22 protein-coding genes are annotated in these 21970 nt (G+C 70.9%); 7 read left to right on the top strand and 15 right to left on the bottom strand.

Going from position 1 to position 21970, the window contains the following annotated elements; genetic code table 11:
* Positions 1-10 precede the first annotated feature (10 nt).
* Together OP04_RS20320 and OP04_RS20315 are read left to right on the top strand one after the other, a co-directional pair.
* A complete protein-coding gene (locus OP04_RS20320) occupies positions 11-895 on the top strand; it encodes a hypothetical protein (RefSeq protein ID WP_051798399.1) in 885 nt (294 codons plus the stop codon).
* A gap of 183 nt (positions 896-1078) precedes the next feature.
* Entirely contained in the window at positions 1079-2062 is a 984-nt protein-coding gene (locus OP04_RS20315) for a pectate lyase family protein (protein ID WP_033341341.1), read from the top strand.
* A 53-nt stretch (positions 2063-2115) separates the two neighbouring features.
* Here OP04_RS20315 and OP04_RS20310 read toward each other — a convergent pair whose 3' ends face one another.
* On the bottom strand, positions 2116-3006 hold the full coding sequence (locus tag OP04_RS20310) for a thermonuclease family protein (protein WP_232323661.1): 891 nt from the start codon (positions 3004-3006) through the stop codon (positions 2116-2118).
* 276 nt (positions 3007-3282) lie between these two features.
* Here OP04_RS20310 and OP04_RS20305 point away from each other — a divergent pair, with 276 nt between their 5' ends.
* Positions 3283-3723, top strand: coding sequence for a nitroreductase family deazaflavin-dependent oxidoreductase (locus OP04_RS20305; protein ID WP_033341339.1), 441 nt, complete (start codon positions 3283-3285; stop codon positions 3721-3723).
* A gap of 19 nt (positions 3724-3742) precedes the next feature.
* Here the strand turns inward: OP04_RS20305 and OP04_RS54720 are convergent, their stop codons facing one another.
* The 4 genes from OP04_RS54720 to OP04_RS20285 form a co-directional block, all read right to left on the bottom strand.
* Positions 3743-4570 carry a GDSL-type esterase/lipase family protein gene (locus tag OP04_RS54720; RefSeq protein ID WP_232323660.1) on the bottom strand — a complete coding sequence of 276 codons (828 nt, stop codon included), beginning with the start codon at positions 4568-4570 and terminating at the stop codon, positions 3743-3745.
* Between the two features lie 11 nt (positions 4571-4581).
* On the bottom strand, positions 4582-5598 hold the full coding sequence (locus tag OP04_RS20295) for an SGNH/GDSL hydrolase family protein (protein ID WP_051798396.1): 1017 nt from the start codon (positions 5596-5598) through the stop codon (positions 4582-4584).
* Between the two features lie 236 nt (positions 5599-5834).
* Positions 5835-6749: an MHYT domain-containing protein gene (locus OP04_RS20290; RefSeq protein WP_033341338.1), complete on the bottom strand. Its 915-nt coding sequence runs from the start codon at positions 6747-6749 to the stop codon at positions 5835-5837.
* A 140-nt stretch (positions 6750-6889) separates the two neighbouring features.
* Positions 6890-9670 carry a DEAD/DEAH box helicase gene (locus OP04_RS20285; protein ID WP_033341337.1) on the bottom strand — a complete coding sequence of 927 codons (2781 nt, stop codon included), beginning with the start codon at positions 9668-9670 and terminating at the stop codon, positions 6890-6892.
* 130 nt (positions 9671-9800) lie between these two features.
* Between OP04_RS20285 and OP04_RS20280 the strand changes: the two genes are divergently transcribed.
* Positions 9801-10532: an HAD family hydrolase gene (locus OP04_RS20280; RefSeq protein WP_063746646.1), complete on the top strand. Its 732-nt coding sequence runs from the start codon at positions 9801-9803 to the stop codon at positions 10530-10532.
* The gene (locus OP04_RS20275; RefSeq protein ID WP_033341336.1) at positions 10529-11293 is read left to right on the top strand and encodes a hypothetical protein; all 765 of its coding nucleotides are present in this window, start codon (positions 10529-10531) and stop codon (positions 11291-11293) included. The genes OP04_RS20280 and OP04_RS20275 overlap by 4 nt, the downstream gene beginning before the upstream one ends.
* Before the next feature lie 317 nt (positions 11294-11610).
* Here OP04_RS20275 and OP04_RS20270 read toward each other — a convergent pair whose 3' ends face one another.
* The 6 genes from OP04_RS20270 to OP04_RS20245 all read right to left on the bottom strand — a co-directional run bounded on the left by OP04_RS20270 (position 11611) and on the right by OP04_RS20245 (position 16233).
* On the bottom strand, positions 11611-12558 hold the full coding sequence (locus OP04_RS20270; protein ID WP_033341335.1) for a diacylglycerol kinase family protein: 948 nt from the start codon (positions 12556-12558) through the stop codon (positions 11611-11613).
* A gap of 2 nt (positions 12559-12560) precedes the next feature.
* Positions 12561-13532 (bottom strand): twin-arginine translocase subunit TatC, encoded by a 972-nt coding sequence (gene tatC, locus OP04_RS20265; RefSeq protein WP_033341411.1) that lies wholly within the window; start codon positions 13530-13532, stop codon positions 12561-12563.
* 14 nt (positions 13533-13546) lie between these two features.
* Positions 13547-13831 carry a Sec-independent protein translocase subunit TatA gene (tatA, locus tag OP04_RS20260; protein ID WP_051798394.1) on the bottom strand — a complete coding sequence of 95 codons (285 nt, stop codon included), beginning with the start codon at positions 13829-13831 and terminating at the stop codon, positions 13547-13549.
* A gap of 188 nt (positions 13832-14019) precedes the next feature.
* On the bottom strand, positions 14020-14265 hold the full coding sequence (locus tag OP04_RS20255) for a hypothetical protein (RefSeq protein ID WP_033341334.1): 246 nt from the start codon (positions 14263-14265) through the stop codon (positions 14020-14022).
* Positions 14266-14275: 10 nt separating this feature from the next.
* Positions 14276-15253, bottom strand: a complete 978-nt coding sequence (locus OP04_RS20250) for a helix-turn-helix transcriptional regulator (protein ID WP_033341333.1) — start codon at positions 15251-15253, stop codon at positions 14276-14278.
* Complete coding sequence (locus OP04_RS20245; protein WP_033341332.1) at positions 15250-16233, bottom strand: helix-turn-helix transcriptional regulator; 984 nt, start codon at positions 16231-16233, stop codon at positions 15250-15252. The genes OP04_RS20250 and OP04_RS20245 overlap by 4 nt, the downstream gene beginning before the upstream one ends.
* Before the next feature lie 79 nt (positions 16234-16312).
* Here OP04_RS20245 and OP04_RS20240 point away from each other — a divergent pair, with 79 nt between their 5' ends.
* Positions 16313-17386 (top strand): DUF3866 family protein, encoded by a 1074-nt coding sequence (locus OP04_RS20240; RefSeq protein ID WP_033341331.1) that lies wholly within the window; start codon positions 16313-16315, stop codon positions 17384-17386.
* Here OP04_RS20240 and OP04_RS20235 read toward each other — a convergent pair.
* Positions 17372-17839, bottom strand: coding sequence for a nuclear transport factor 2 family protein (locus tag OP04_RS20235; protein WP_033341330.1), 468 nt, complete (start codon positions 17837-17839; stop codon positions 17372-17374). The genes OP04_RS20240 and OP04_RS20235 overlap by 15 nt on opposite strands.
* A 115-nt stretch (positions 17840-17954) precedes the next feature.
* Here OP04_RS20235 and OP04_RS20230 point away from each other — a divergent pair, with 115 nt between their 5' ends.
* Positions 17955-18410, top strand: a complete 456-nt coding sequence (locus tag OP04_RS20230) for a MarR family winged helix-turn-helix transcriptional regulator (protein WP_033341329.1) — start codon at positions 17955-17957, stop codon at positions 18408-18410.
* On the opposite strand, the gene OP04_RS54715 is transcribed toward OP04_RS20230, so the two are convergent.
* From OP04_RS54715 to rfbA, 3 genes are all read right to left on the bottom strand, one after another.
* A complete protein-coding gene (locus OP04_RS54715) occupies positions 18397-18564 on the bottom strand; it encodes a hypothetical protein (RefSeq protein ID WP_198153901.1) in 168 nt (55 codons plus the stop codon). The two genes, OP04_RS20230 and OP04_RS54715, sit on opposite strands and share 14 nt — an antisense overlap.
* Before the next feature lie 40 nt (positions 18565-18604).
* Complete coding sequence (pafA, locus tag OP04_RS20225; RefSeq protein WP_033341328.1) at positions 18605-19963, bottom strand: Pup--protein ligase; 1359 nt, start codon at positions 19961-19963, stop codon at positions 18605-18607.
* 1108 nt (positions 19964-21071) lie between these two features.
* Positions 21072-21941, bottom strand: a complete 870-nt coding sequence (rfbA, locus tag OP04_RS20220; RefSeq protein ID WP_033341327.1) for a glucose-1-phosphate thymidylyltransferase RfbA — start codon at positions 21939-21941, stop codon at positions 21072-21074.
* Positions 21942-21970 lie beyond the last annotated feature (29 nt).

Below are 21970 nucleotides of genomic sequence, written 5' to 3'. Positions count from 1 at the left end.
GTGAAGAGAAATGCAGTGGCGATACGGCACCCTGAAGAACCGCAAGGCGATCGGCGCGGCCGTTGTCGCAGGCGTGGTCGTGCTGGCGGGAGTCACCGGCCTCGGCTACGCGAACGCCGGTGAGCGCAAGCGCGACCGGAACAACGCGGTCGCCGCGAGCGTGATCAACGTGGAGGGCCAGCAGTTCGACGTCTCGAAGTGCGCCGAGCTGGAGATCAACGGCGGCGTCGTGAACTGCGACGGCGAGGAGCTGGCGCCGGTGGGCGGCGGCGACGCGGTGGAGGCGGCCCAGGCCGCGGCCGTGGCGCTGGACGAGTCGTGCGACATCTTCGCGGCCGCACTGCTGGCCGCGCAGGAGGAGGTCGCGGGCGAGGGGGCCGCCGACGAGGCTGCGCCGCCCGCGGCGGAGGAGAGCGAGTCGCCGGAGGACGCCGCCGCGCACGAGCAGGCGGAGAAGGACATCGCGGCCGCCACGAAGTCGTCGAAGAAGTCCGCGGAGATGGCCGCCGGCTGGGCCGAGAAGGCCGACGCCGAGGACGAGGCCGCCGACGACGCGGCTGCGGACGACGCCGCTGCCGATGACGCCGCTGCCGACGATGCGGCCGCTGACGACGCTGCCGCGGACGACGCCGCTGCCGACGATGCCGCCGCCGCTGACCAGGCCGTCGCGGACGCGCAGACCGCGTTCTTCGAGTCCTGCCTGGCGCTGTCGCAGGCCAAGGCCGCCGCGGGTGACGCGGGTGCGGCCGAGGGCGACGCCGGTGCCGAGGGCGCCGAGGGCCCGGCCGCCGAGGACAAGCCGGCCCCGCCGGCCCCGAAGGACGGCGGCCCCGCCGCGAAGAACGGTCCGGCCGCGTACGACGCGAACGGCAACAAGGTCGTCGGCGAGGACTGATCCCCTCCTCGCCGTACGTCGAAGGCCCCCTCCCGGCGCATCGGGTGGGGGCCTTCGTGGTTTCATCGATCGTCATCCATTGACATGCATCAATTCCGCAGCCTACCGTGTGGGTTCGGAAAGCGCTTTCCCCACACCCCCACACCGCTTCCACCGGCGGTCCAACGGCTCGGAAGGATCCCCATGTCCGAAACGGCACCCCGCCGCTCCCGGCGCCGCCGCACCAGCGTCATCGCCGCCGCGGCGGCGGGCATCATCGCCACCACCACGCTGATCGCGGTCGGCACGATGTCCGCGCACGCGGCCGAGAGCAGCCCGGTCGGGTTCGCCAGCCTCAACGGCGGCACGTCCGGCGGCTCCAGCAGCACGACCGTCACGGTCACCACGGCCAGCGCGCTCAAGTCCGCGCTCAGCTCCAGCACGTCGCAGACGGTCCGGGTGTCCGGGCTGATCACGATCTCCGGCATGTACAGCGTGGCCTCGAACAAGACCGTGATCGGCGTCGGCTCGGGCTCCGGCATCACCGGCGGCGGCCTCAACCTCTCCGGCGTCAAGAACATCATCATCCGGAACCTGAAGTTCACGAACGCCGCCGACGACTCGATCAACGTGCAGTCGTCGACCACGAACGTGTGGATCGACCACAACGACCTGTCCAACGGGTACGACGGGCTGATCGACATCAAGCGTGGCTCGGACTTCATCACGGTCTCGTGGAACCGGCTGCACAACCACGACAAGTCCATGCTGCTCGGCCACTCGGACGACAACGCGTCCGAGGACACCGGCCACCTGCGCGTGACCTACGTGCACAACTGGTTCGAGGGCACCGGCCAGCGCCACCCGCGCGTCCGGTTCGCCAACCCGGTCCACGTGCTGAACAACTACTACTCGAACATCGGCTCGTACGGCGTCGCGTCCACCGAGAACGCGGGCGTCTACGTCGAGCGGAACTACTTCGAGAACGTGGCCACCCCGACCGTCACCCAGACCGGTGACTCGGACTCCGGCAACCTCAAGGTGCTGAACAACTACAAGGTCAACTCCGGTACGGAGCAGGTCCGCAACGGCGCCAGCGTCGCGGCGATCCCCTACTCCTACACGCCGGAGTCGAACAACACGGTCAAGGCGACGGTCCAGGCCGGCGCCGGCACCGGCAAGATCTGATCCGCAGCACCGCCCCCGCGTGACCGGTGCGGTCGCGCGGGGGCGCCCGCGTCTCAGGTGCCGGTCAGACCCGGCGACGGCACCAGGTTGAGGTCGCGGATCGCGCCGCGCAGGTCGGCCGGCCAGAACCACAGCCGGTACTCGGGCGCGACGCGGATGTACTCCTCCGGCCCGAACAACTCCCGGGTGCGCATGTCCGCGCAGTACCGCTCCCGCCAGGCGCGAGGGCTCCCCTCCAGGTCACGGCCCTCGACCAGCGTGCGGGTGATCTGGAACAACCGTTCCGCCGACCGGTACTCGTAGGCCAGCAGCGTCTCCGCGGACTCCCAGATGCCCAGCCCGGCCGTGCGCGCGTCCACCGCGGCCTCGATCAGCAGCGCGAGATCCTCCGCGCCCGGGATCGACGGGTGGATCACGAACGGCGCGGCCCAGCCGGCCCGTACCAGATCGAGGTTGAATGTGGATCTCTGCGCGCGCGTCATCGTGCGCCGCTCCGCTGCGGTGTAGTCCGGCGCCACATAGGCCAGCAGCCGGTGGTTCGTGTCGAACGGCGCGTCCGACGTGCGCACGAACATGTTGCGCCGCGTCCCGTTCGGCCGGGCCAGCCGCGCCGCGATGTTCGCCTTGCTGAACTCGGACGCGGCCTGCCCCTGCGTGAAGTGCAGCGTGCCCGCGTGCCCGGTCTCCAGCCGCGGCTTCAGATGCTCCGCGAGCGTGTCGCCGATCGGCGCGCGCCCCTCGCCGATCCAGGCCGCGAGCTGCTTGAAGTCCTGATCGATCGCGGCCGCGCGCTCGGTCGTGCGCGCGGTCACCTCCGGCGTGTCCACGGACAGCATGCGCACCGGCATCCGCAGGTTCGGGGTGTCACCGTCGGTCACGTCGACGAGCGCTTTCGCGCCCAGGTTCGGCATCGAGGCGCCGTCCGGCGCCCAGAGGATCTGCACGGGGTCCATGGTGGGGTTCCGCCTGCCTGCAGAGGTGTCCAGTCACCCACAGTGCACCACCGCACACGCGCGGCCCGGCACCCCCGTGCCGAAACCCGACCCGATCGGGTCTTTCAAACAGGGCCATATCTGCCCACTTCCGCCGTGGTCACCGTCCGCACGCTCCCGCGGGCCGGCGGATCCGTGGGTGGTCACCACAAACCCGTGCGGTGACCTGCTACTCGGAACCTCCCACAGCCGACTGGTCCGGCCGCCGGATGTGACTACGATCGGATCATGCCGCTGTCCGGAGAGTACGCGCCCAGCCCCGCACCGTTCGCCCGTGAGCAGGCCGAGACGTTCGAGGCCAGCGGCGGCGCCGAGCGGGCCGACCTGCGCGGCAGACCGATCATCGTGCTCACCTCGGTCGGCGCGCGGTCCGGCAGGCTGCGCAAGACGCCGCTGATGCGGGTGGAGCACGAGGGGCGGTACGCGGTGGTGGCCTCGATCGGCGGCGCGCCCAAGCACCCGGTCTGGTACCACAACCTGGTGGCGAACCCGCACGTCGAGTTGCAGGACGGCCCGGACCGGCACGACTACGAGGCCCGCGAGGTGCACGGCGCGGAGCGGCTGGAGTGGTGGGCGCGCGCGTGCGAGGCCTGGCCGGACTACGCCACCTACCAGACCAAGACCGACCGGATCATCCCGGTCTTCGTCCTGACCCGCCGGCCGGCCTAGGCACGCACGCGCCCGGGACTCACCTCAGGTAGGCCGCCAGCCCGATGCCCTGCGCGCGGATCGCGGCCGCGACCAGGCCGGCGATCTGCTGGGCGCCGGCGGCCTCGAAGTGGGTGTGGTCGGCGCAGAAGAACGCGCCGACCGCGCCGGTGGAGTAGTCGCCGTTGTTCGGGCACAGCTTGAGGCTGTTGTAGAGCGTGACGCTGCGCGCGTGCAGGTCGATCACGGTCGCGCCGGCTGCGGACCCGGCGGTGCGGGTCTCGGTCAGGAAGCCCCGGTTCCCGACCGCGGACGCGCCGCTGCAGGTGATCGCCGCGACCGGCGTGAGGAACACCGGCGTCGTCCCGCGCGCCTTGGCCGCGGCCGCCATCGTGCGCAGCAGCGCCTGGTAGCGGGCCGATCCGACGTGCCGCGGGCAGGTGGCGGAGCCGTCGTTGATGCCGAACTGGATGAACAGGTAGTCGCCCGCGCCCATCCCGTCCAGCATCGCCTGCCAGCGCGCGCTGACCGTCTGCGAGCTGAGCACGCACTCCCCGTCGGACCCGATCGTGCCGGTCACGTTGCCCTCGTACATCCAGGTCTGGACGCTGCGGCCGCCGACCGCGCTGTTGTGCACGGCCACGCCGTCGACCAGGTACGACCCGATCTTGTTGCCCCAGCCGACCGGGCACGCGCCGGACGAGCCCGGGTTGGCCACGGTGGAGTCGCCCGCGATCCACACCTCAGGGGCCGCCTGCACCTCGGCCGCGGCCGCCGGGGAACCGCCGCACACCGACTGGCCCACCACCGCGACGGCCGTGCCGCCCAGCCCGAGCAGGGCCGCGATCATCATTCGCCGGATTCGCATCAGGTGCCTCCTCAGATCTGCGCGGACACGATCGGCGCGAGCCGGGCCGCGATCGCCCGGTGTCCCGCGTCGTTGGGGTGGACGTTGTCGGTGAGGCCGCCGGACGGGATCCAGCCGTCGGTGACCACGTAGAACGTGCGCGGGTCGTTGACCGCGGCCACCGCGGCCTGGGTCTGGGCCGCGTACCGCCCGGTGAACGTCTTCAGCGCGAAGATGGCCGCGTTCGGGTACTTGGCCCGGATGTCGCGCAGCAGCTGGGTGTAGACGGTCTGGAACGTGGTGGTGCTGACCGCGTGGCCGACGTCGTTCGTGCCGAGGTTGATCACGACGGCGGAGGCCTGGTAGCGGGAGAAGTTCCACAGCGCGGACCCGGCCGTGGTGTTGACCCGCAGGAACCGGTCCGCCATGCCGACGCAGCCGTCCGCGGCGGACACCAGGCAGGCACCGCCCTGGGCGATCTGGGTGTGGGCGGCGCCGAGCTGCTCGCCGGTCAGCCACCCGTACGCGGTGAGCGCGTTCTGCGACGACGTGGTGCCGACCGTGATCGAGTCGCCGATGAACTCCAGCAGGGTCGCCGGGCGGGCCGCCGCGACCGTGGCGGCGCCGCTGTCCAGCACGAGCCCCTGGAAGACCGCGTCGCCGTGGTAGGAGCCGGCCACCACGCGGTACGACACGCGCAGCCTGTGGGTGCCGGCGGCCAGCGCGGCCGGTGTCAGGTTGACGGTGCCGCTGACGTTCTGGATGTAGGTCCAGGCCGCGCCGTCGATGCTGTAGAACAGGTCGATCGCGTTGCGCTGCTTGAGCTTCACGGTCCGGCCGGTGAACCTGGTCTCCAGGTAGGCCCCGGCGAACCCGGGCACGTAGGCCGCGCTGTTCGTCGTGTCCCACCGGCCGTAGTAGGCGATGTTCGTGTCCGTCGGCGACCCGTCCCCCACGGCCGCGTGGGCGGCCGGAGCGGCGATCATGCCGGCGGTGAGGCCCGCCGCCAGCAGGACTGCGGCCACCAGGCCGCGTCTGAGCAGTGCCATGTGCACGTCCCGTCGTGTCCGCGGCGGCGCCTGAACCCCACCGCACGGTGTGGTGTAGGCCGCGCCCGGAAACGGCCAGGTGAACGCTCACATTCTAATCACAACCATCAATAAAAGGCCATCGCGGGTACGCTGAGCGCGCACTCAGCCGGCACCGAGGGAACCCGGTGCCCGCAACGATGGAACGCCCAGCCGGCGCCGAGGCGCTGACCGGGCGTACCCGTGCGAAAAGGGTTTCAGCCCTTGTTCTTCGGCTCGAATCCGTTGAAGCCGGATCCGCCGGGCGTCGAGGTCCGTCGCGGCGGCTGCTGCAGCGCACCACCGGCCGCGATCACACCCCGCCGGCCCTCTGCCGGAGCGGCGGGAGCGGCCGCGGGCCCCGCCGCGGACCGCCGTGACTCCAGATAGGCCAGAGCGGCCTGGTCGTCGTCGGACGGCGCGGACAGCATCGCGTAGACCAGCCCGATCAGGCCGACGATCACCGCCACCACGATCGGCACCAGCAGCGTGCTCGCGGTGACGCCGTCGCCGACCGGCTCGTCGTGCAGCTCCACGTGCATCGCGGTCATGCCGGTGTAGTGCATGCCGTTGACCGCGACGCCCATGATCAGCGCGGAGCCGACGATCGCCCAGCCGCCGCTGACCCGCACGGACAGCCACAGCGCCACGATCGCGGCGACCACCGCGATCAGCACGGAGAGCACCACCGGCACCGTGTCGTAGCCGATCGTGCCGGGCAGACGCATCGCGTACATGCCGGTGTAGTGCATGGCCGCGACGCCGAGCCCGGTGAACAGGCCGCCGGCCAGGATCTTGACGAAGCCGGCCCGGCCGAAACCGACCAGGCTCAGCCCGATGCCGACCGAGACGATCGCGAGCGCGGCACTGATCACGGTCGGGACCACGCCGTAGCGGATGGTGGCGCCCTCGACCGCGAAGCCGAGCATGGCCATGAAGTGCATGGTCCAGATCGCGGTGCCGCCGAGCGCCAGCGACGCCCCGGCGATCCACCGCGCGCGCCCGCCCGTGGTCGCGGCGCCACGGGCGCGCACGGCACAGGTGAGCGCCAGCACCGACCCGAGCACGGAGAGCGCGTAGCTGAGGATCGGCGTGATCACGCCGTACTCGAAATGGTGTATCTGTCCGGACACCGACGTCGCCTTCCCCGTGACACGCGAGACCAGCTCTGATACTGGCCGTCCACATGTCGGGATGGCAAATGGCGAACGGTGATATCTCACCTGGCCGAAACGGCAGGTCCGGACTTCGGACCACGAATCAGACAACCACCTCAGGACACCGCGTTGTAGGCCAGAACCCCCCGGTTCACCACGCCGATCGCCTGCCGGGCCGTGGCACGCACCGCGTCGGACGCGCCGCTCGCCTGCGAGATCTGACCGAGCAGGTCCACCACCATGCGCGCCCACCGGACGAAGTCGCCGGCCGGCATGTCGCCGTCCAGGTTGTGGCCGCTGGCCAGCACCTTCTCCAGCGACTCGCCGCGCGCCCACCGGTAGATCGGCCAGACGAAGCCCAGGTCCGGCTCCCGGGTCAGCTCCAGGCCGCGCGACGCCTCCTCGGCCTCCAGCTCGGCCCAGATCTTGCCGGTCGCGTCGACCGCGTCGCTGACGGCGCCCCGCGGCACGTTCGCCCGCTCGTCGCCCTCACGCCGTGCCTCGTAGACCGCGACCGAGACCGCGGCGGCGAGCTCGGCCGGCTGCAGTCCCTCCCAGGCGCCGCGCCGCAGGCACTCCGCGATCAGCAGGTCCGTCTCGGTCCAGATCCGGGCCAGCATGCGGCCGGCGTCCGTCACCTCGCCGGACGCGGTCAGGTAGCCGCGCGCGGCCAGCATGCCGCAGACCGCGTCGAACGTGCGGGCCAGCGACCCGGTCCGGCCCGCGACCTTGTCCCGCAGCTGGTCGGTGTCGCGCTCCAGCCGGTGCCGGCGCTCCGCCCAGCGGGCGTGCTCCTCCCGGTCCGGGCACTGGTGGCAGGCGTGCTGGCGCATCGACACGCGCAGCAGCGCCAGCTCGTGGTCGTCGGCCGCGCCGGACCGGGTGCGGTTACGACGGCCACCGCCGCCACCGCCGCTGCGGTCCAGACCGGTGGCGGTGACCGCGGCGGCCAGGTCACGGCGCGCGGCGGGCGAGCGCGGGTTGAAGTTCTTCGGCACGCGCACCCGGTCCAGCACCTCGACCAGGCCGGGGAAGTCGCCGGCCGGGACGCGGCCGGCCCAGCGGTCCTGGGTGAGCACCATCGGTTTGGGCTCGCCGAAGCCGCCCACGCCCGGGTCGATCACCACGGCCAGCCCGGCACGGCGGCCGGACGGGATGCGGATCACGTCACCGGGGCGCAACTTGGACAGCGCCGCGGCGGTCTCGGCACGGCGCTGCGCCTGACCCTGGCGGGCGATGCCGCGCTCACGCTCCGCGATCGCCACCCGGATCTCGAAGTACTCGTTGAAGTCGCCGTGGTGGCAGCGCACCTCCTCGCCGTACCCCTCGATGGTCTTGACGTTGCTCTGCACCTGACGCGCGAGGCCGACGACGGAACGGTCCGCCTGGAACTGCGCGAACGACGACTCCAGCAGCTCACGGGCGCGGCCGATGCCGACGCTGCCGACCAGGTTCGCCGCCATGTTGTAGGAAGGGCGGAAAGAGCTCTTCAGCGGGTACGTCCGGGTGCTGGCCAGCCCGGCCACGTGCCGCGGGTCGACCTCCGGGGACCACACGACCACCGCGTGCCCCTCCACGTCGATGCCCCGGCGGCCCGCGCGGCCGGTGAGCTGCGTGTACTCCCCCGGGGTCAGGTCGACGTGCGCCTCGCCGTTGTACTTGACCAGCCGCTCCAGCACCACGCACCGGGCCGGCATGTTGATGCCCAGCGCCAGCGTCTCCGTGGCGAAGACGGCCTTGACCAGGCCGCGGACGAACAGCTCCTCCACGACCTCCTTGAACGCGGGCAGCATGCCGGCGTGGTGCGCGGCCAGGCCCCGCTCCAGCGCGTCCAGCCACTCCCAGTAGCCGAGCACGGTCAGGTCCTCGCCGGGGATCGCGGTGATCCGCTCCTCCACCAGCGCCCGGATCTCCTCGCGCTCCTCCGGCGTGGTCAGGCGCAGCCCGGCCGCCATGCACTGCTGCACGGCGGCGGCGCACCCGGCGCGGCTGAACACGAAGATGATCGCGGGCAGCAGGTCGGCGCGCTCCAGGCGCTCGATCACGTCGAAGCGCAGCGGCGGCTGCCAGCGCTTGGGCCGGCCGCCGCGCCCGCCGCCGTTCCAGGCCGGGCCGTGCGTGCGGTCGCCCATCTCCATGCGCCGCAGCTGCTCGCGGGTGTAACGCAGCAGCTCAGGATGCACGTCGTGCTTACGGGCCGCGTCCGCGTCGTGGAACAGGTCGAACATCCGGCGGCCGACCATCATGTGCTGCCAGAGCGGGACCGGGCGGTGCTCGGAGACCACGACCTCGGTGTGGCCGCGCACGGTGACCAGCCAGTCCGCGAACTCCTCCGCATTGGAGACGGTCGCGGACAGTGACACCAGCGTCACAGTGGAGGGAAGGTGGATGATCACCTCTTCCCAGACCGCGCCCCGGAACCGGTCCGCCAGGTAGTGCACCTCGTCCATCACCACGTACGCCAGGCCGTCCAGCGCGGCGGAACCGGCATAGAGCATGTTCCGCAGCACCTCGGTGGTCATCACGACCACCTGCGCATCCGCGTTGATCACGTTGTCGCCGGTCAGCAGCCCGACCTTGTCCGCACCGTAGCGGTCGGCCAGGTCGTGGTACTTCTGGTTGGACAGCGCCTTGATCGGCGTGGTGTAGAAGCACTTGGTGTTGCCGCCGCTGGACAACGCCATATACACCGCGAACTCGCCCACCGCGGTCTTGCCGGCACCGGTCGGCGCGCACACCAGCACGCCGCTGCCACGCTCGACCGCCTGGCACGCCTCACGTTGGAAGTCGTCGAGATCAAAGCCCAGATCGAGCGCGAAGTCATCCAGACGGGGGAAATTAGCGGACTCCGCGGCCCGCCGGCGAGACGCCGCATACCGCTCAGCGGGAGATGTCACGTGCTCAACATTAGCCGAGGCCACACGATCTTGGCTTTTCTGTTTTCCGAGGACTTTCCGGCGGCCCGGGTCACGCGGCGCGGCGCGGCCACAGCGCACCGTGAGGCCGGGCCCCCGCACACCACCAGATATGGTTCACCACGTGGCGGATCACGACGAGCGTTCGATCGAGGGGATCCTCTTCGACTTCCACGGCACGCTCGCCCAGGTCGAGCCGCCGGTGGACTGGGTGCTCGCCGCCGCGGACGCGTGCGGCACCACCCTGGAACCGGCCAGGGCCACCGTCCTGGCCGACCGGCTGATCACCGCAGGGCGCGCCGGCGGGCCGATCCCCCGGCGCATCCCGCCGCAGCTCGCGGAGGTGTGGGCGGAACGGGACATCTACGCGCACTGCCATCGGGCGGCGTACGTCGGGCTCGCCGACACTGTGGACTCGGGGATCGACGGGCTCGCGGAGGCGCTCTACGAGCGGCTGCTGACCCCGGACGGGTGGTCGCCGTACTCGGACGCGGCGGAGACGCTGTCGGCACTGCACGACAAGGGCGTGCCGGTCGCGGTCGTCAGCAACATCGGGTTCGACATCCGGCCGCACTTCGAGGCGTGGGGGCTGTCGGCCTATGTCACGGAGTTCGTGCTGTCGTACGAGATCGGCCGGATCAAGCCGGACCCGCAGATCTTCGAGCGGGCCTGCAAGATGATCGGCGTGCAGCCGGAGCGGGCGCTGATGGTCGGCGACTCGGCGGCGGACGCGGGGGCCGTCAAGGCGGGGCTGGCGACGCTGGTGCTGCCGGCGGCGGAACCGGGGCGGGCGAACGGGCTGTGGGCCACGCTCGCGCTGGCAGGGTTGTTGTCGCGCGGATGAGCGGCCCGGTTGTCGATCTCGACATCGCGTCGGTGGCGGAGGACCCGGGGCGGCGCGGGCTCTACGGACGGCTGGACGGGATCTGGCCGAAGTTCATGATGCAGGACCCGACGTCGGGTCTCTATTTCGGTGATCATCTCGACGCGTTCCCGGACCATGTGCTGGTCGCGGTCGACCGCGCGACAGGGGAACCGGTCGCGCGCGGGTTGTCGGTGCCGCTCGCGTTCGACGGGGACATCGCGGCGGGGCTGCCGGAGGACGGCTGGGACTGGGCCATCCGGAGCGGGGTCCGCAGGCGGCTGTCGGGGGCGGCGGGGACGGTGGTCTCGGCGCTGGAGATCCTCGTCCGGCCCGATCTGCGTGGGGCCGGGCTGTCGGGGATCATGCTGGCGGAGATGCGGGCGCGGACGGCGGCGCAGGGGTTCGGCGATCTGATCGCGCCGGTGCGGCCGAACGGGAAGCATCTTCAGCCTCTGCTGTCCATCGATGAGTACGCGTTCGCGGTGCGGCCGGACGGGCTGCCGGTGGATCCGTGGTTGCGGGTGCACGTGCGGGCCGGTGGGCGGATCGTGAACGTGGCGCACTCCAGCATGGTCATGGTGGGGACCCTGGGCGAGTGGCGGCGGTGGACGGGGCTGCCGTTCGACGGTGCGGGGGCGGTGGTGGTGCCGGAGGCGCTGGTGCCGGTGCATTGTGATCCCGCGCAGGACGTCGCCGTTTATGTCGAGCCGAACGTTTGGGTGCATCACGTTCTGTCTTGATTGCGGGCTTGAGGTGGGGGCATGGCGGATCCGGGCGCTACGCGCCCGAAATTTCATGCTTTAGCGGTCCGGGTGTGCTTGTTGCGGTTTTGCCCCAGGCGGACCTCAGGCGGGAGCCCCTCGGAGCGTGGAAAACGTACAGACGAGCGTGGGCATGACCGGAGATCGCCGACGAATGGGGCAAAGGACGCATATCGGCACGGCCTGGCTGTGCGCGAACGCGCGAGGAAGGAGCGGGCGCGCCGCGTCCGAAATTTCGGGAAATAGCGAGGTGGGCCTGGCCGGGAGGAGCGGCACGAGCAGAGATCCGGGGGCGGCTAGATCAGCGCGAGGGACAGGGCTTGGGGCACACTGGAGATGGCGATGGGGAGCGGGGCACACCGCTCCCCATCGGCATAGCTGACGACGGGGGCGGCGACGCTCAGCTCGATGGTGCGGGCGCGCAGGGTGGTGACCAGTGGGTCGGTCACGTGGGTGCCGGTGCGCAGGCGAGGTTTGAGGCGCAGCAGGGTGTGGCGGGGCATGGGGGCGCCGATCGTCACGTCGAGCAGGGCGTCGTGGGGGTCGGCGGTGGGGCACATCTGCAGGCCGCCGCCGTAGGAGCTGGTGTTGCCGATGGCTACCAGGATGCCGTCGAAGGTGCGGGGCTCGCCGCCGTCGGCGCGCAGCGTGTAGCGGCGGGGGCGCAGCGTGAGGGTCTCGGCGAGGATGGCCAGGTCGTAGCGGCGGGGGCCGCGGGGGAAGCGCATGCGGTTGGCGCGCTCGTTGACCAGGGCGTCGAAGCCGGCGCCCAGGACGGCGCCGAACCAGCGGTCCGGGCCTGTGGCGGAGGAGACGCGCGCCAGGTCGTACCGGCGGAAGGTGCCGGTTTTCAGGGCCTGGGCGACGGATCGTGCGGCGGTGAGCGGGTCGGCGGGGAGGCCGGCGGCGGTGGCGAAGTCGTTGCCGGTGCCGGTGGGGATCAGGCCGAGCGGGGTGCCGGTGCCGGCGACTGATTGCAGCGCGCGGTGGAAGGTGCCGTCGCCGCCGATGGCGATGATCGCGGCGGCGCCGGACGTCACGGCGTCCCGGCAGGCCGTCTCGGCGGTGGCGGAGTCGTGGGCGTCGAGGAGGCGGATCGGGTGGCCGGAGCCGGCCAGGGCTTCCAGCAGCGCGGGGAGCAGGGTGCGGTGGCGGCCGCGGCCGGCGCCGGGGTGGGCGAGGACGGACACGACACGGCCGGCAGCGGAGAAGCTGCCGGCCGTGTCGTTGAGCTGAGGGGTCATTCTCAGGTCATGTCGTCGTAGTTGCGCTCGATCGGTTTCGGCGGGGTCACCGGCGCGGGGCCGGAGACGGGCTCGACGGGCTCGATGGCGCTGGGCGTCTCGACGCGGGCGCCCGCGGTCACCGGCTCGGCGTCGCCGAAGTCGATGGGCGAGATGTCGTCGTCGTTCAGGCCGGCGTAGATCTCCTTGCCGCGGCCCTTGCGCTTGTCGTTGAGCAGTGCGACGCCGACCGCGATGAAGTACAGCAGGCAGAGGCAGGCGGCGAGCGCGGTCATGCCGAACGGGTCGGGGGTGGGGGTGACGACGGCGGAGAACGCGAAGAACACGAAGACCGCGACGCGCCAGAAGCTCAGCAGTTTGCGGCCGCTGACCAGGCCCACGAAGTTGAGCATGAGCACGACGAGGGGGAACTCGAAGGCCACGCCGAAGATCAGGATCAGGTTCGTGACGAACCCGATGTAGCGGGTGATCTCCAGGGTGGTTTCGATGCTCTGGTCGGCGACGCTGAGCAGGAACTCCAGGCCCTTCTGCACCACGAAGAAGGCCAGCGTCGCGCCGAGCGCGAACAGCGGGGCCGCGATCGCGGCGAAGATGTAGGCGTAGCGGCGCTCGTGGCGGTGCAGGCCGGGCGCGATGAAGGCCCAGAGCTGGTACAGCCAGATCGGGCCGGCGATGACCAGGCCGACCCAGAGCGCGATCTTGAGGTCGAGGAGGAAGAGGTCGGCGGGGCCGAGCTGGACGAAGGTGCACTCGCCCTTTTCGTTGATCGACCCGGGCAGCTCACAGTACGGCTGCTGGAGCAGCGACCGGACGCGGCCGGACAGCCACATGCCGACCGCGAAGCCGACCAGGATCGACACCGACGCCTTGAAGAGTCTGTTGCGGAGTTCCCTGACGTGTTCCAGCAGGGTCATCTCGCCGTTGGCCGCCTGCTCGAACTTTGACGGCCCCTTGTTACGGCCAGGAAGGGCGATCTGCACGGCTCAGGTCAGCGGTCGCGAACGTGCTGGTCCGCGGTCGCGTGGTTCTGCGACGACGCGGGCGGGTAGACATCGCCCTGCAGCGGGGCGCGGCCGTTCTTGGCGTCGGCCTTGTCCGCCAGGTCGTCCGGCCCGTCCTTCTTGTCGTCATCCATCAGGCCCTTGGTCTCCGCCTTGAGGATGCGCATCGAACGGCCGAGCGAACGGGCCATGTCCGGAAGACGCTTCGCGCCGAACAGCAGAACGACCACGATCACCAGGACGATGATGTGCCACGTCTTGAATGCGCCCATTGTCAATCTCCAACTCGGTTATCGACGGCAGCCGGGTGGTGACCGGTGCCGTGCCCCATGGTACGTGCGCTTCGGCCGACTGCCACCGGGCCCGCACCATCCACAGGACAAGCACAGCATCACGGAGATGACCGTGCTTCACGTAGTCTCTGCCACACTGATCCGCACGTCAACAGCCTGACAGCAGGTCAGGACCGCCCGGCACGGATCACGGTGACCTGGTCGGCGGCCTTGCCCGCCTGTTCCGCCACGGTGAGCGTGCGCGTCTGCAGCGCCTCCGCCTTCGCGGCGAGCCGCTCCAGCGCCTCCTGCTTGAGCAGCAGCCGCCGCACGGCCCGGTCCAGCTCCGGCAGACGCCTCAGCACCGGTCGTGCCGCCAGCCCCAGCACGATCAGGGAGAACAGGGCGACACCGATGACGATCCACAACACCATGATCTAAACCCTAAGCCGAGGGTACGGAGTACGCAGCGAGCGCGGCCGCGGCCTGCTCCCGGATGCCGGTGATCAGCTCCGGCGGGCTGACCACGGTGACGTCCGGCCCGAGGCCCAGGATCAGCCGCCGTGCCCAGTCGAGGTCGGTGACCCGCATCGTGACCAGCCAGTCCTCGCCGGAGGCGCCGCGCTCGACGGTCTCGCACGGGTAATACTCCGTGATCCACCGTTCGGAGCGGCCGACGCGCAGCGTGATCAGCGGCAGCTCGGCGCCGGGCCGGAACACGCCCTCGCTGAAGTCGGCGGGGCGGGCCTCGGCGGGCGGGGCGGCGGGCTCGTCGAGCTCGGTCCAGCCGTCGATGCGGTCGACGCGGAACAGCCGGGTGGCCTCGGCGCGGCGGCACCATGCCTCCAGGTACGCCCAGCCGCCGACCATGACCACCCGGATCGGGTCGACCACACGGTCGGTGGTCTCGTCACGGGAGGCGGTGTAGTACGTGATCCGCAGCGCCTTGCCGCGCTCGACCGCGCCGCGGACCCGGTCGACCTTCTTCGAGTTGCCGGACATCCGGACCGCGACCGGCGCGTCCGCGTCCGCCCCGGCGGCCGACTCGATCTTCACCAGGGCGCGCTCGATCGCGTCACGGTTGCCCATGCCGGGCGTCTCGGCCAGCATGCGCAGCGCCACGACCAGCGCGAGCGCCTCGTCCGGCGTGAGCCGCAGCGGCTTGCCGATGCCGGCGTCGTAGGTGATCGTGACGTTGTCGCCGTCGAAGGCCATGTCGATCAGGTCGCCGGGGCCGTAGCCGGGCAGGCCGCAGACCCAGAGCAGCTCCAGATCCTCGCGCAGCTGCTTCTCGCTGACGCCGAGGTCGGACGCGGCCTCGACGATCGCGATGCCGGGGCGGGCCAGCAGGTAGGGCACCAGGTTGAGCACGCGGCCGAGGCGGTCGGCGGAGGCGCGGGAGGCGGACGGGGCGGTGGTCACGCGGGCACCTCCTCGGTGCGGGTGACGATCTCCTTGAGCCGCTGGATGACCGCGTCGCGCAGCTCCGGCGGGGCGAGCACCTGCACGGAGGCGCCGTAGCGGACCAGCGTGCCGGCCAGTCGGTCGGTGTCGGCGTACCTCATGATGATCTTGTCCTTGCCGCCCTCGGAGACCACCTGCTGTGCCCAGCGGCGCAGCCCGGCGCCGGTGCCCGGCTCGACGAGCAGCGTGGCGCGGCCGGTCCACTCGACCGGGCCGGAGAAGTGCGAGACGTGACTGATCAGGTCCAGGTCGGCGGGCGGGGTGAACGCGCCGGGCTGGCCGGTCACCCGGACCTTGCCCTGGATGCGGGAGAGCCGGAAGCAGCGGACCGCGTCGCGGGCGAGGTCGTGACCGACCACGTACCACTTACCGCGCCAGCAGACCACGCCCCACGGCTGGAGCTTGCGGGTGGCGGCCTCGTCGCCCTCGGGGGCGCGGTAGTCGAACGCGACCGCGCGGCGCTCCCGGGCGGCCGTGGTCAGCGGCGCGAACGCGGGGTCGACCGTGACGACCGGTTCGACGCCGAGCGTGGCGCGCGGGTCCATGTCGATGCCGGCAGCGCGCAGTTTCGCCAGCCCGGAGGAGGCGGCCGCGGCGAGGCCGTGGTGCTGCCAGAGGCGGCCGGCGATGCCGACGGCGGCGGCCTCGTCCGGCTCGAGCGGTATGTCCGGCAGCGCGTAGTCGCGGTGGGCGACGCGGTAGCCGGGCTCGTTGTCGAAGGCGCTGGCGGTGCCGGTCTCCAGCGGGACGCCGAGCTCGCGGAGCTCGGCCTTGTCCCGCTCGAACTTGCGCTGGAAGGCCTCGTGGTCCTTCGGGTCCTCGGGATCGTGCTCGTAACCGGGCACGGTCGCGGCGATCTGCGCAGCGGTCAGGAACCGGCGCGTGGACAGGAGGCAGATGACCAGATTGACCAGCCGCTCGGTGCGGATGCGCGACACGCCCGCAAAACTAGCAGTGTCCCGTCCACGGCCGCGCCCCGCGGCATCCCCCGTCCGGTTACGTTTAAGGTCTAACCCCATGATTCGGTGGCGGTCGGGAACGGTGACGGCGCTGCGGCGCAGCTGGGACGGGGCGAGCGAGCTGTCCGTGACGGTGGACGGCGAGCTGGACGCGATCAAGGCGCTCGCCTACACGCCGCTGGTCGGGGAGCCCGTGGTCGGTGACCGGGTGCTGCTGAACGTGGGCGCGCTGGAGATGGGCCTCGGCACCGGCGGGTACGCGCTGGTCGTCGCGCTGCCGGACAACCTCCCGGTCTCGCCGGAGAGGACGACGCGGGACAACGGTCACCTGGTCAAGGCCCGTTACACCCCGTTGCAGGCGATCATGATGGGCGTGGACGAGGAGGCGTCGCCGTACCGGGACGTGCTCGCCGAGGCCGACGACCTGGACGGCATGCCGGTGGTGCTGGCAGACCTGCACTCCGCGCTGCCCGCGATCCTGGCCGGCATCGGGCCCGGCCGCCGGGTGGCCTACGTGATGACGGACGGCGGCGCGCTGCCCGCCTGGTTCTCCCGCACGCTGTCCGCGCTGCGCGGCAGCCTCGCGGGCACGGTCACCGCCGGTCAGGCGTTCGGCGGTGACCTGGAGGCGACCACGGTGCACAGCGGCCTGCTGGCGGCCCGGCACGCGCTCGGCGCGGACATCACGATCGTGGCGCAGGGGCCGGGCAACCTGGGCACCGGCACCCGCTGGGGCTTCTCCGGCGTGGCGGTCGGCGAGGCGGTCAACGCGGTCAACACGCTCGGCGGCCGCGCGGTCGGCTCGCTGCGCATCTCGGACGCGGACCCGCGCCCGCGGCACCGGGGGATCTCCCACCACAGCGTCACCGCGTACGGCCGGGTCGCGCTGACCCCGGCCGACCTGGTCGTGCCCGCGGAGATCCCGGACGGCCTGGCCGAGGAGGTGGAGGCGACGCTGCGGTTGCTGGCGGAGCGGCACACGATCGTGCGGGTGCCGGTCGGCGGGCTCGACGAGGCCCTGCGGGCGCTGCCGGTCGGGCTGTCGACGATGGGCCGCGACCTGGACGGCGACCACGCCTACTTCCTGGCCGCGGCCGCCGCCGGCCGGCACGCGGCGTCACTGCTGGGCTGAGACCGCCGGGTCCCCGTCGGCCCAGCCGAGGTGCTGGATCAGCCTCTCGATCCGCCAGCCGTCCGCGGTGCGTACCAGGTGGCTGGTGTAGGCGCCGCGCATCACGAAGTCCCGGTCGGTGTCGCTCATGTGGTGCCGGGCGTACATGGCCGACTCGCACACCGCGCGGTCCGGGTCGGCCTCGTCGAACGTGATGACGTGGTTCGGGCTCAGGTGCTGGGTGGCGGTCCAGCCGCCGAGGCCGGCCCGGGAGAAGTCGACGAACTGCTCCCGGGTGAGGTCGGCCGCGGGCATGCCGGCCTCGGAGAAGTCGACGTGCAGCGTGCCGGTGAAGCAGGTGGCGTACCGGTCCCAGTCCCGGCGGTCGATCGACACGGCGTACCGGACGATCACCTCGCTGATCGCGTACCGGTCCTCGATCGTCCGCACGCGCCGTTCCAGATCGTCGCTCATGGCGTACCCCCTCATGGTTTTTCTTTTCTTGCGCACGCAACGATGCGCGAAGAAGTGTGCGTGCGCAAGGAAATGTTTTGTTGCGCACGCACACGCGCGCTGGAATCATCCGGTGATGAGCGAAGATCGGCTGGCCGCGGACGAGGACGCGCTGTGGCGCGCGCTCGCGCACGTCGTGCACCAGCTCCCCCGCGTGCTCGACGACGACATGAGCCGCGCCGAAGGGCTGTCGATGACCGAGTTCGCCATCCTGCTCAGCCTCTCCGAGGCCCCGGACCAGCAGTTACGGATGGTGGAGCTGTCCGCGGCGACCGCGCTGTCCCCCAGCCGCGTCACCCGGGTCGTCGCCGATCTCGCCCGGCTCGGCCTGGTCCGGCGCACCCGGCACGCCACGGACGCGCGCGGATCCGTCGCCGTGCTCACCGACGTCGGCGCGAAGAAGGTGGAGGACGCGCAGCCCGGTCACGTCGCCAGCGCGCGGCGCCGGGTCCTGGACCACATCCCCGCCGCCGACCGGCCCGCGGTCAGCCGGGCGCTGCGCGCGATCGCGGCCGGGCTCAGCCCAGAATGACGAACGCGGCCCAGAAACCCACGATCGCCAGCAGGACCGCGGCATAGACCCAGGTGGGCACGCGGTACTCGCCACGGCGGTTCGCCTGGATCTCCGCGACGATCTTCTCCCGGCGCCGCTCGATGCGGTTCTGCCGGTGCTCAGGTGTGGTCATAGTCCCGCCAGCGTAGCCGCCGGCGGGACCACGGTCACGCTCACATGCTCGCGATCAGCCGTTCCACCCGCTCGTCGTACGCCCGGAACGGGTCCTTGCACAGCACGGTGCGCTGCGCCTGGTCGTTCAGCTTCAGGTGCACCCAGTCGACCGTGAAGTCGCGCCGCTTCTCCTGCGCGTGCTTGATGAACTCGCCGCGCAGCCGCGCCCGCGTGGTCTGCGGCGGCGTCTCCTTGGCCTCGTAGATGTCCAGGTCGTTGGCGATCCGGTCGACCTGCTTGCGCCGCTCCATCAGCCCGTACAGCCCACGGCCGCGGCGGATGTCGTGGTACGCCAGGTCCATCTGCGCGATGCGCGGATGCGACAGCGGCAGATCGTTCTTCGCCTGGTAACGCTCGATCAGCTTCAGCTTGCTGACCCAGTCGATCTCCCGGGCCACCGGGTCCAGGTTGCCGCTCTCGACCGCGTCCAGCACCCGGCCCCACAGCTCGACCACGCGCTTGGCGGTGTCGTCGCCGCCGCGCCGCTCCACGAACTCGGTCGCCTTCGCCAGGTATTCCTGCTGGATCTCCAGCGCGGAGATCTCCTTGTTCGACGCCAGGCGCACCTTGCGACGGCCGGTGACGTCGTGCGACACCTCGCGGATCGCCCGGATCGGGTTCTCCAGCGAGAGGTCACGCATGACCACGCCCGCCTCGATCATCCGCAGCACGATGTCGGCCGTGCCGACCTTCAGCAGCGTCGTGACCTCGTTCATGTTCGAGTCACCGACGATCACGTGCAACCGCCGGTACCGCTCCGCATCCGCGTGCGGCTCGTCGCGGGTGTTGATGATCGGACGCGACCGGGTGGTGGCGCTGGAGACGCCCTCCCAGATGTGCTCCGCCCGCTGCGACAGGCAGTAGACCGCGCCGCGCGGCGTCTGCAGCACCTTGCCCGCGCCGCAGATCAACTGCCGGGTGACCAGGAACGGGATCAGCACATCCGCGAGCCGGCCGAACTCGCCGTGCCGGGACACCAGATAGTTCTCATGGCAGCCGTACGAGTTGCCGGCCGAGTCGGTGTTGTTCTTGAAGAGGTAGATCTCGCCCGCGATCCCCTCGTCGTGCAGCCGCTTCTCCGCGTCGACGAGCAGCCCCTCCAGGATCCGCTCCCCCGCCCGGTCGTGCGCCACCAGGTCGAGCACCGAGTCACACTCGGGCGTCGCATACTCCGGGTGGGAACCCACATCCAGATAGAGCCGGGCGCCGTTACGCAGGAAGACGTTGCTGGACCTTCCCCAGGAGACAACCCGCCGGAACAGGTAGCGCGCCACCTCGTCCGGTGACAAACGCCGTTGACCTCGATAGGTGCACGTGACGCCGTATTCGGTCTCAAGACCGAAGATTCGCCGCTCCATGAACGAACATTAGCCCCACGTGACCCCCTTGTGGCACCTGTGTGACCCGCGCCGTCGGACGGGTGCGAAAAAATCCTGCATTGGGAGGGGTATTTGCCCGGTTCGTGGGGCTGGCGGGGATTTGTCGGGCGCGCGTGAGCCTCCCCGGGGACGACCCCGGACCCCGATCCCGCTGACGCGATGACCCAGCCCGCACGCTGCCGCCGACTCCCACGTCGATCAGGAGAACTACCTCAGACCCTGACCTTCCCGCCTCTGGTGGCCCTTCCGCGGGCCAGCAGAAGGCCACCGGAGACGCAAGGATCTTGACCCGCCTTCTCGCCTACCCACGGGCGGGTTTTTGTTTTTATGCGCAAGCACCCACACAGGTGACCGCCTGGCTGCCCCGTATGCCGTCGACCCGCCCGCAGGGGAGCAGATCATCGGCAGGGCCGCCACCAACACAACCGCCGGCAAACAACGCGACGCAAGCCTGAACCCCACCACGACGCTGACCGGCACCGGCCCACCCGACGCAACCCTCAAAACCGGACCACCCACGGACCCGGCACCGAGCAGCGAGAAGCGACCACCCACACGCGAGAACCGCGCTGCCGCCGCACGACAGACCAAAGCTGGCGGCCCTGCCGATGATCTGCTCGGCTTGTCCCGGCTCGATGGCATACGGGGCAGACAGGCCCGCGCGAAACCCAGCCACCCGGGATGTGGGGTAGGGCAGTTGAAATGGCCTTTCCGCTGCCCCGGTGTCGGAGGCTCCCGCCGGAGGCCCGCCGGAGGCAAAACGCAACCTAAGCCACCCAACGCAACCAATAACACGAAATATCGGGCGCGCAGCGCCCGCCCAGCGTGCTGCGCGAACTCCGGCGTGCTGCGCGAACTCCGGCGTGCTGCGCGAAACCCGGCGTGCTGCCGGAACTACGGTGTCCTTCTGCCGAAACTCCCGGCATCCTGCCGAAACTCCGGACGCGAAGATCGACCCGATTAACCAGCACTCGCGAGGATCCGCGCCTCCGCGTCTCTCGCCGACCGGATCGCCGCAGCGCCTCCATCACCAGCCACCCCAACGTGCCAAGCCCGTATCCCCGCCGGCCCAGGCACGCCCCCGCCGCTAACGCTCCCAGTCGAGCAGCCGAAGAAGATAGTCGCCGTACCCGCTACGGAGCAGAGGCTGCGCCAAGGCACGGAGCTGCGCATCGTCGATGCGACCCGCGCGCCAGGCCGCCTCCTCGATACATCCGATCTTGAAGCCCTGCCGCGCCTCTATGACCCGCACATACTCAGCCGCATGGACAAGATCCGCGAACGTGCCGGTGTCGAGCCAGGCGGTCCCCCGGTCGAGCACCGTGACGGTGAGCTCCCCGCGGCGCAGGTACGCGTCGTTGATGCCGGTGATCTCGAGTTCGCCACGCGCGGACGGCCGCAGATCCTTGGCGATCTTCACCACGTCGGAGTCGTAGAAGTAGAGACCGGGGACCGCGTACCGCGACTTCGGATCGGCGGGTTTCTCCTCGATGGAGATGACCTTGCCGGACTCGTCGAAGTCGACCACGCCGTACGCGCTGGGGTCGGCCACCGGGTAGGCGAACACCCGCCCACCGGCATGCGCCGCGTTCTCCTTCAGCCGGTTGGGCAGGTCGCCGCCGTGGAAGATGTTGTCGCCGAGGATGAGCGCGACGTCGTCGCCGGCCAGGAAGTCCTCGCCGATCAGGAACGCCTGGGCGATGCCCTCCGGGCGCGGCTGGACCGCGTAGCTGAGCGACAGGCCCCACTGCGTTCCGTCACCGAGCAGCCGCCGGAACTGGTCCTGGTCGTCGGGCGTCGTGATGATCAGCACCTCGCGTACACCCGCGGTGACGAGCGTGGTGAGGGGGTAATAGATCATCGGTTTGTCGAAAACCGGCATCAGCTGCTTGGACACCGCCTGGGTGATCGGCCAGAGCCGAGAACCGGTGCCACCTGCCAAAAGGATCCCACGCACCGGCGAATAGTACTCACGTCAGGCCACTA

Origin of the sequence: Catenuloplanes japonicus (genome assembly GCF_000717135.1) — a bacterium.
In the GTDB taxonomy this organism is placed as follows: Bacteria; Actinomycetota; Actinomycetes; order Mycobacteriales; family Micromonosporaceae; genus Catenuloplanes; species Catenuloplanes japonicus.
The sequence above is the reverse complement of the archived record's forward strand: the minus strand, read 5'-3'. Positions and strand labels throughout refer to the sequence as shown.